This is a genomic window from Tabrizicola sp. (assembly GCF_051645465.1).
GTDB lineage: Bacteria > Pseudomonadota > Alphaproteobacteria > Rhodobacterales > Rhodobacteraceae > Tabrizicola.
The window spans coordinates 1-9,241 of sequence record NZ_JBOFBI010000329.1; the positions used below are offsets into that span (position 1 = coordinate 1).

Consider the following 9,241-nt stretch of genomic DNA (forward strand, 5'->3'; position numbering starts at 1 on the left):
GGAATACATCCTTGGCCAAATCGAGGCCGACTGTTTTAACTGTCATCGGGTGGCTCCTTTCCTCGCAGTCCATGACAACTGCACTATGGCGCATCTAACGCCGGGGGAGCAGGAGCCATCCACCTCATCCGCTTAGGGCTCCAAAACGGACGTTGCCTCAACTGCCCATTCTGCCCGACCTCATGCGTTTCTGTCCCTGACGGATAGGACCCATTTCTCGCCCGATACCACCAGCGAGAGGCTGGCGTCCTTCTTTCAGTTGGGGTCCATGTGCGCGGTCCTGCGGGATCGCTGGCATCAGGCTTCTGCGGGCGGCAGCACGGTGCGGATCCGCCGTTCGCCGATCGTTTCTGTGATCGCCAACGGCAGGCTGCGCAGGCGGCGGCCGGTCGCGGCAAAGATCGCGTTGCCGATGGCGCTGGCGGTGGGCACAACCCCCGGCTCACCGACACCGCAGGGCGGCAGATCGCTCTCGACGATGGCGACCGTCACATCGGGTACATTCGCCAGCCGCTGGATGGGGAAGTCGTGGAAATTGCTTTCCTGAACCGCGCCGTCTCGCAACGTGATCTGGCTCATCAGAGCGGTGGTGACGCCAAAGAGCGCGCCACCTTCCATCTGGGCCGCGACCTGATCGGGATTGATGATCAATCCTGCGTCGATCGCGCAATAGATGTGGTCCACCACGATTTCGCCGTCCGGCGCAACCGTGACTTCGGCCACCTGTGCCACCACGCTGCGGTAGCATTCCTCGATTGCGATGCCACGCCCGCGCCCTGGTGCCATCGACGTGCCCCAGCCCGCCAGGTCGGTGGCCCGGTTAAGCACCGCAAGGTGGCGCGGGCTGTCGCGCAACAAGGAGCGGCGATACTCGAGCGGATCTGCTCCGGCAGCCACGGCGCATTCGTCGATGAAACTTTCGGTGAAGAAGGTGTTGAACGAAAAGCCGTTCGACCGCCAGAAGTGGATCGGCATGTGGCTTGGCACATGCTGGCTTTGCATCCGGCGGTTGGGGAGGGCGTAATGCGCCTTGTCCAGACCCTCGACCGTGAAGGCATCGCCGTCCGGTCCGGGTGTGAAGGGCATGTTGCGCGAGGCGATGGAGTTGAAGGCAGCCTGCGCCGCGACGAGCGCATCGTAGGCCGTCGGCAGTCCGTCAGGCCCGAGTGCCGCGCGCAGCCGTGTGGCGGCGTGGCTGCGGAAAAGACCGCGTGCGATATCCTCTTCGCGCGACCAGATCAGCTTAACCGGGCGGCCCTTATGGCGGGCGGCCAGAAAGGCGACTTGCGCGATCACGTCCTGATCGCTGCGCCGTCCGAAGGCACCGCCGTTCATCGTTATGTTGACCGTGACCGCGGCAGGTTCGACACCTGCCCAGCCCATGCCACGGGCCACGCCACCCCGCATGGCGGTGGCGCTCTGCATCGAGGCCCAGACCTCGGCCGCGCCATCTTTGCGCAGGATTGCTGTGGCATTGATCGGCTCCATGCAGGCATGGGCGACCAAGGGCGCGCTGTAGTCTGCCTCAACCACCACCGCGCCGGGTGCGGCAAAGGCCGCAGACACATCGCCGTCGTCGATATGACTGTAGGGACTGTCGCTCTCCAGCGCCTCTGTCAGACGCTGGCTCATTTCGGCGCTGTCGACGCCGTCGGCCTCGGTCGCTGTCCATTCGACGTTCAGCCGCGAAGCCGCCTGTTCGGCCTGCCACCAGGATCCGGCAAGCACCGCTACATGGCGTCCGTCGATCACCGCCACGTCGACAACCCCGGGCTCGGCCCGAACTTCGGCTTCGTTCAGAAGGCGGGCGATCCCTGCCCCGAACACGGGTGCCTGCCGGATGGCCGCGTGAAGCATGTCGGGCAGGGCCACATCCATGCCGAAAACCGGCTCGCCCCGCACTTTGGCGGGAATGTCCACCCGGGACTGCGACCGACCGATAAGCCGCCATTCCGATCTCGGGGTGAAAGCAGGCTCGTCCGGCGGTGACATCTGCGCTGCGGCTCCGGCGAGGTCGCCATAGGCCAGCGCCTGTCCGGAGGCGGCATGCCGGACAAACCCGTCGCCGTCCGTGGTCAGCTCGGCCTCGGGCACGCCGAGTTCTGCAGCCGCCGCCGCGACCAGCATCTGCCGCGCCGCAGCACCAGCCACACGCATCGGATGCCACATGCCCATCGTCGAGCCTGATGCGCCGGTGGCGATGAACCCCATCTGCCCTAGAACCCGCCGTCCGACCCAGGCGACAGGGCCTGCGGCCTCTTCAGGCCGGATCTGGAGGACGTTGAACCAGTTCGAATAGGCGGGGTGGGCGTCGGTCGGGAACACGACACGGATACGATCGTCAAAGGGGATGCCCAGTTCCTCGGCCACGACGATGGCAAGGCCGGTATGGATGCCCTGCCCCATCTCGGTTTTCGGCACGTTGATGATCACGCCGCCGTCGGGCATCACCGTCAGGAAGGCATTCAGAACCGCTGCTTCGCCGTCGAGATGTGGGTTTGACAGCCCGTGAACATCGACGGTCGAGAGGTAGCCCGCTCCCGCCACGGCAGCGACAAGTGCGGTGCCGCCCAATGCGGCGCCGGTGAGAAGCAGTCCACGACGGGTAATCAGGCGGGGCATGGCGGCTCCTCAACCGGCTGAAAGGGTCGCAGCGGCGCGGTGGATCGCGCGGCGAATGCGGGGATAGGTGCCGCAGCGGCAGATGTTGGTAATTGCCGCGTCGATCTGGTCGTCAGTGGGGCTTGGCGTCGCCTGAAGCAGGGCCGTCGCGGCAATCAGAAAGCCCGGCTGACAGAAGCCGCATTGCGGCACCCGTTCGTCGATCCAGGCTTGCTGAACGGCCGAATGGGCACCGTCCGGCCCTGTAAGCCCTTCGACAGTCACGATCGTTGCGCCTTCGAGATCACCGATGAAGGCTACGCAGGACGGTAGGGACTCGCCATTGACGAGCACGCGGCAAGCCCCGCATTGCGCAATCCCGCAGCCGTACTTGGGGCCAAGGACGCCGAGATCTTCCCGTAGCACCCAAAGCAGGGGCTTGTCGTCCGGTACATCGACCTCGACCGGTCTTTCGTTGAGGATGAAGGCAACCACATCGACCTCTCTTTCTGCGTTCAAAGAACAGACTAACCTCAGATCGCGGAGGTTTCAGGGGAGCAGGTCACCCCCAGTCAGTTTGTCTCTCTCTCGATCTCGGGGACATCAAAGTGGATCGCGTCCGGAGCTGCCGAGTCCATTCGCAGATACCCGAGGACGCGGTTGTTGAGTTCGGGATCGAGGACGAGGATCTCGCCTTCGTAGACTCTGAAATCCGTCAGTTCTTCGATGTTCGTGTAGTGGGTGATTAGAAGCAGCGGCCCCGTCGGTCCCCGCGCCTTCCAGTCGTCAATGGCCTCTTCGATCGGAATGACCGACGGCGCTCCGCCCAGGGACAGCAAGAGGCCCAGCCCGTAATCTTCGGTGACCTCGACAGATCGGTGGAACCCTGGGTCAATGCGATGAATGCCGTCCATCAGCGCCGCGAAAGTGTCCCTGTTGCGGCACCATGGGCTGACCCTGATTTCGGCGGGGAGAATTTCACTGACCGCCAGATGCATCCCCAGCTGCCGCATCGCCTCCTGCCCCTCGGGCGTCATCATGCGCTGACGGGTACAGTCCTTCGGGTCTACCCCGCGCGCATCCATCTGTGACCAGTCGGTCGGGCCGTGGCGCATCAGAAGGACGATGTCGTTGCGGTAGAGGTCGCCCAGCATTGTCATGGGCTCAAAGCGCAGCGATCCCTCCAGCTGGTCCGCAATTTCGGTGCCGGATTCCGGCTGGACGATCCCGGAGTGCCCCTCATTCTCGAGGGCCATGTCACCCTGGCCCAATCCTTCGGCGTCGACGTTAGTGACTGTAAGCAGGGCGAAAGCGACTGCGATCAGGGCGCGCCTATAGGTGCCAGTGGTGGGTACCATGTTCCATGATCCTTCCAGCTCCCGTCGCCCCGCCCGGTCCCGGTGGGGCGACGGTTGGTTGATGTAAGTTGAGGGCTATCGCGCCCGCGCCAGCTCGATGGCTTCTTCGATTTCCTGCTTGGTATCGGCACCGCCGTTGACCTTAGAAATGACTTCGGCCACTTGCGCCACGGTCAGTTCATCGACGTTCACATCGATGCCATAAGAGGAAATCATGTTGTTCAGCTGCGCTTGCAGCATGTCGAGACCCTGCGACATCTCGGTCGGGTTGAAAGCCTGCGCGGCGGCAAATCCGGCACCGGCAAGGGTGAAGGCAAGAGCGAGAGAGAGGCGGTTCATTGGTTTCCCTTTCTAAAGCGACAACGTACTACAACATACGTTTCCCGTGCCGGGGCTGCGTCTCCGGGATTGCTGTCAGCGATCCAGTCTTGCGCATCTTTCACGGGTGTTTCTTGAGGAAGGGGTACCTTTCGGCAAGATGTTTCGCGGCGACAGGCTCTGCATCCGGTCGTCCAAGTTGCTCAATCCTACTCTTGACGAGCTCGAGTTGAAACGATACATATCGTATGTGTTACGATACAACTATCGAATCGACTTCGACCCCGGGCGACCGCCTTTTTTGTTTGACGCGGTCCGAACGGACGCTTCGACCGGGTGACCATAGAGCCATGTGCCTCAAGACCTAGTCGTCCGCGCAAATGGCGTCGCCCGCCGCGCAACTGCCAAAGTTCAAGGTCTTCCTCGGTTCAGTGCGCGGACTTGCGACAAATCAGTGTTGCCATCCGATAGGAGACACAACAATGACCCCACCTTCCTACTCGTCCGCCTCCCACTGGTATCGGGAAGGCAGGCAGGCGTGCTATGTGCGCACGATGAAATCGCCAGGCGGAATCCTCGATCTTCTTGAGATTGAGGGGCAGTCCGGGGACGTGTCCCGCCCCGGCGTTCCCGATATCGTCCTCTATCAGGACGTGCATGGCGGCTGTCGTATCAGGGGCGACATCGGAGGGGGACTCTTTGATGTGACGACCAAGAAAGGCGGCCTCGCTCTCGCAGCGCCAGACTTCGCCACAACGACGATTGCGGATACACGCCATCGAGTCCGCTGTCTGGCGTTGCCGATGGCACACTGGCAAAGCGTGCTCGACGACGCGGCTGACGGGCGGTTCTCGTTCGAGAAGTCCGGCATCTACGGCCGCATATTTGGCTCTTCCGCCATCGGGTCAGCGCTCCGGAACCTGTGGGCCTTGTGTGATGATGAGGGGGCGCCATCGCGACTGCTGGCGCAGGCCGCAGGTTGCGAGATCCTGGCTGAACTCAGCCGACTGGGCGGAGCGCCGTTCAGGCCGGCAAGTGGCGGCCTTGCCCCCTGGGCCGAGCGGCGCTGCCTGGAACTGATGCGGGCGCGGCTGTCGGATGATATCAGCCTGGACGAACTGGCGGCCGAGGTGCAGCTCTCGACTTTTCACTTTGCACGGATGTTCAAGCGGACCGTTGGCGTGCCGCCACGGGCCTACCTGACCCGCCTGAGACTGGAGAAAGCCAGCGACCTCCTCGAAAGGACGGACCTTCCGGTCACGGAGATCGCTTTCGAGGTCGGGTACTCCTCCAACCAGGTGCTCGCCCGGGTTTTCCTGAAGAATCGGCGCATAAGCCCTTCGGACTATCGGCGGATCGTCCGCGATCCGTTGCGCGCTGACGCGCTGCAGTGACTTGCAATGTCGCCGCTTGCCGGCGCCTCACACTGGCGCGAGGCATCTTGTTCGAGACCCTCGTTAAACTTGTGCCTGTGCTGTGATCAAATGCCCGGCTGGTCAAGAAAAACGTGGAGGGACCGAATGAGCCCGCGCTCAATATGCGCGACATCGGTGCCGGTCACGGCAGCAGGCCCCCCGGGGGTCCAGAGCGCCACTGCAGCCGGCCGAAACCGTTGTGACCCAGTGCCGGCCTTGTTGCGGTGAAGGTAAAGTCCGACGGAAGATGCGCGAGCAATTCCGTCACGGCTTGTGAGATAGCGTCGTGGCCCCGCACAGAACGCTGCGGTTCGTGAAGTTCGGCATCTTCGGCGTAATGCGCACGGATCGCTTCAATGCGCAGAAGGGCATCACGTTCTCCGAACACCCGCTCCAGGTTGGCCTGCATGATCTTTTCGTAGTTCATCGATGCCTCCCTGAAGCGGCTTTCGTTGGGTCAATGGGGGATGACGAGGCTTGATCAGCGGTCGGCTATCACGACGCATCGTTCAGGCTTCTCGTCATCCCCTGAGAAAGATCACTCAGCGGCACTTCGCAGCGGAGTATTGAGCAACTGCCGCTCCCACAGATAAGCGATCCCGCTGCCACCGCCATGCTGCGTCAGCACCTCGGTAAGCTTGACGGCGGTCTCCATCCGGGCCCAGTCGCGCTGCCATTCGGCTGCCAGCGCCATCCAGGTCATCACGTTCGCACCCGCCGCGACCATGCGCTGGATGGCGACCTGATGCGCTTCGGCCGACACGCCGCCCGAAGCATCGGTGACAACCGTCACATCCCAACCTTCGCCGAGCGCCTGGATCGCCGGCATCGCAACGCAGACCTCGGTCCAGAGGCCTGCGATGATCAACTGCTTGCGGCCCGTCGCCTTGACGGCGTCCACGACTTTCCGGTCCTCCCAGGTGTTGATGAACGTCCGGTCGATCACCTCCTGGCCAGGGAATACGTCGGTGATCTGGGAGAAGAGATAACCGCCGCGCTCGGCCACCACGGTGGTCAGGATCGTGGGGACACCGAAGGCCTTGGCGGCCTTCGCCAGGCCAGCGGTGTTGTTGATCACCATCTGCGGTTCGTGGCTGTGCAGGTTCGCGAGCTGATAGGGCTGGTGGTCGATCAGAACGAGCACCGAGTCTTCGGGACGAAGCAGCGAGGTAAGGCCGTTGCGAATGGTCATGGGGTGTTCCTTTCATTGCGGGGGTGAGCGAGGCTCTGGTGACAGAACGTAGCAAAGCCACCTCTGCATTGCGGCGCCGAAGCTGCCGCGACGGTGCCAGTCTTGCGGCCATTCTGCATTTCCCGCGCGCGACACCATGTTGCGGAACCCCGACTGGTCAGGATCGCACGAGAATCCATGCGGCTTGACTAGGACTTCCCTGCTCTCATGGCCCTGCTCCCACAGGACTACCCCGAAAGACAGCAAGATCGGCACCATGACAGCAGGTCGTGCGACGCGACGAATGCCGAGCCCCCTTAGCCTGTGAATGCAAGGCACCGCAGCTTTCGCGGAGCCGCTGTCTCGCGAAAGGACCACTCATGCACCTCAGCAACGATCTGACCCAGCTAACGCTGACCCGACGCACGGTTCTCTCCTCTGCTGGAGCTCTCGCCGCTGCAGTCGCTCTCCCCATTCCGGGCCTTGCTCAAACTCACCCAAAAGGAGACTTCGTAATGGCATTCCTCACCACATCCGACGGTACACAGCTTTTCTACAAGGACTGGGGTCCGAAAGACGCCCAGCCCGTCATGTTCCACCACGGCTGGCCACTCAGCGCGGACGACTGGGACAACCAGATGCTGTTCTTCCTGTCGCAGGGCTACCGGGTGATCGCGCATGACCGGCGCGGTCATGGCAGATCGGACCAGACCGACACCGGCAACGACATGGACACCTATGCCGCAGATGTCGCGGAGATCGCCAAGGCGCTCGACCTGCGGGACGCCATCCACATCGGACACTCGACGGGCGGCGGCGAGGTGGCCAGGTACGCAGCCCGTGCCGAGCGCGGCCGCGTGGCGAGTGCCGTGCTGATCGGCGCTGTTCCGCCCGTGATGGTGAAGTCGGAGAACAACCCCGACGGGATTCCGATGGAGGTGTTCGATGGCTTCCGTGCCGCCTTGGTGACGAACCGCGCCCAGTTCTTTCTCGATGTGCCCAGCGGGCCATTCTACGGTTTCAACCGGGATGGCGCGCAGGTCAGCCAGGGCCTGATCAACAACTGGTGGCGTCAAGGCATGGCCGGCGGCGCAAAGGCGCATTACGACTGCATCGCCGCCTTTTCCGAAACGGACTTCACCGAAGATCTGAAAGCAATTGCTGTCCCCGTTCTGTTTCTGCACGGTGAGGATGACCAGGTCGTGCCGATCGCTAACTCGGCCCACAAGGCCATCAAGCTGGTGCGGAACGGCACGCTGAAGACCTATCCGGGTCTTTCGCACGGCCTCTTCGCCACGCACCCCGACCTTATCAACGCCGATCTGCTCGCCTTCGCCCGTTCGGCTTGAGGGGCCAGCATAACGGACATGCGCCGAGCGGCAGGCAGCACCATGTGAGGGTGCCCATATTCATCACTCAGTCCAAAAAGGAGAGACGACCATGACCACTCCCTTGAAAACCATTGCCGCAGCAGCCGTCGCGGGCAGCATCGCCTTTGCCGCCAGTGCCGAGCCTGTCCGCAACATCGTCCTTGTCCACGGCGCCTTTGCCGACGGATCGGGCTGGCGCGGCGTCTATGACGAACTGACGAGCCGCGGCTACACCGTCAGCATCGTGCAGAACCCGCTGACCTCGTTCGCCGACGATGTCGCGGCGACCCAGCGGGTGCTGAACCGGCAGGACGGCCCGGTGATCCTTGTCGGCCATTCCTATGGCGGCAGCGTCATCACCGAGGCAGGCACCGATCCCAAAGTTGCAGGCCTTGTCTATGTGGCGGCCTTCGCACCCGAAGTCGGCCAGTCCACGCTCGACCAATATGCCGAGATCCCGCCACCGCCCAACTTCGTGCCCGAAGAACAGCCGGACGGCTTCGCCTACCTCAACGCCGAGCGGTTCCGCGCAGGCTTTGCCGGGGATACCAGTGAGGCCGATGCGGCCTTCCTGCGCGACGCGCAGGTGCCGATCGCAATGGCGGCCCTGGCTGCGCCCGTGACCGTCGCTGCATGGAAAACCAAGCCCAGCTGGTACGTCGTCGCGACCGAAGACGGCGCCATTGACCCGGAACTACTGCGCAGCACTGCCCGCCGGATCGGGGCCGAGACGACCGAGGTGCCCGGCAGCCATGTCGTGTTCCTGACCCAGCCCAAGGCCGTGGCCGATGTGATCGAAGCTGCTGCCGTGGGTGCCGTGGCCGTGAAGACTGCACCCTGACACTACCAACGACGAGACGGACTTCTAACGCAACGTGTTGAGGGAGTGCCCTCGCGCATCATTAACCGAAGGAGAATGACCATGAAGGTTCTGATGGTTCTGACGTCGCACGATCAGCTCGGCGATACCGGTCGCAAAACGGGTTTCTGGCTCGAAGAGCTGGCCGC

At 63.1% G+C, this 9,241-nt stretch carries 9 protein-coding genes and 1 pseudogene; 4 read left to right on the plus strand and 6 right to left on the minus strand.

Annotation, left to right across the window (positions count from 1 at the left end):
• Positions 1-297 precede the first annotated feature (297 nt).
• The 4 genes from ACRCSW_RS21255 to ACRCSW_RS21270 form a co-directional block, all read right to left on the minus strand.
• A complete protein-coding gene (locus tag ACRCSW_RS21255; RefSeq protein ID WP_438707652.1) occupies positions 298-2,622 on the minus strand; it encodes a molybdopterin cofactor-binding domain-containing protein in 2,325 nt (774 codons plus the stop codon).
• A gap of 9 nt (positions 2,623-2,631) precedes the next feature.
• Positions 2,632-3,120 carry a (2Fe-2S)-binding protein gene (locus ACRCSW_RS21260; protein WP_438707653.1) on the minus strand — a complete coding sequence of 163 codons (489 nt, stop codon included), beginning with the start codon at positions 3,118-3,120 and terminating at the stop codon, positions 2,632-2,634.
• 53 nt (positions 3,121-3,173) lie between these two features.
• Positions 3,174-3,959 carry a hypothetical protein gene (locus tag ACRCSW_RS21265; protein WP_438707654.1) on the minus strand — a complete coding sequence of 262 codons (786 nt, stop codon included), beginning with the start codon at positions 3,957-3,959 and terminating at the stop codon, positions 3,174-3,176.
• Between the two features lie 75 nt (positions 3,960-4,034).
• The gene (locus ACRCSW_RS21270; protein WP_438707655.1) at positions 4,035-4,298 is read right to left on the minus strand and encodes a hypothetical protein; all 264 of its coding nucleotides are present in this window, start codon (positions 4,296-4,298) and stop codon (positions 4,035-4,037) included.
• 461 nt (positions 4,299-4,759) lie between these two features.
• On the opposite strand from ACRCSW_RS21270, the gene ACRCSW_RS21275 reads away from it, so the two are divergent.
• Positions 4,760-5,671 (plus strand): helix-turn-helix domain-containing protein, encoded by a 912-nt coding sequence (locus tag ACRCSW_RS21275; RefSeq protein ID WP_438707656.1) that lies wholly within the window; start codon positions 4,760-4,762, stop codon positions 5,669-5,671.
• Between the two features lie 163 nt (positions 5,672-5,834).
• Here the strand turns inward: ACRCSW_RS21275 and ACRCSW_RS21280 are convergent, their stop codons facing one another.
• Together ACRCSW_RS21280 and ACRCSW_RS21285 are read right to left on the minus strand one after the other, a co-directional pair.
• Positions 5,835-6,119, minus strand: coding sequence for a nuclear transport factor 2 family protein (locus ACRCSW_RS21280; RefSeq protein ID WP_438707657.1), 285 nt, complete (start codon positions 6,117-6,119; stop codon positions 5,835-5,837).
• 111 nt (positions 6,120-6,230) lie between these two features.
• A complete protein-coding gene (locus ACRCSW_RS21285) occupies positions 6,231-6,884 on the minus strand; it encodes a hydrolase (protein WP_438707658.1) in 654 nt (217 codons plus the stop codon).
• Between the two features lie 494 nt (positions 6,885-7,378).
• Between ACRCSW_RS21285 and ACRCSW_RS21290 the strand changes: the two genes are divergently transcribed.
• The 3 genes and pseudogenes from ACRCSW_RS21290 to ACRCSW_RS21300 all read left to right on the plus strand — a co-directional run.
• A complete protein-coding gene (locus ACRCSW_RS21290; RefSeq protein ID WP_438707659.1) occupies positions 7,379-8,212 on the plus strand; it encodes an alpha/beta fold hydrolase in 834 nt (277 codons plus the stop codon).
• Between the two features lie 91 nt (positions 8,213-8,303).
• On the plus strand, positions 8,304-9,074 hold the full coding sequence (locus ACRCSW_RS21295; protein ID WP_438707660.1) for an alpha/beta fold hydrolase: 771 nt from the start codon (positions 8,304-8,306) through the stop codon (positions 9,072-9,074).
• Positions 9,075-9,155: 81 nt separating this feature from the next.
• Positions 9,156-9,241: pseudogene (locus tag ACRCSW_RS21300) on the plus strand (type 1 glutamine amidotransferase domain-containing protein); the annotation flags it as partial.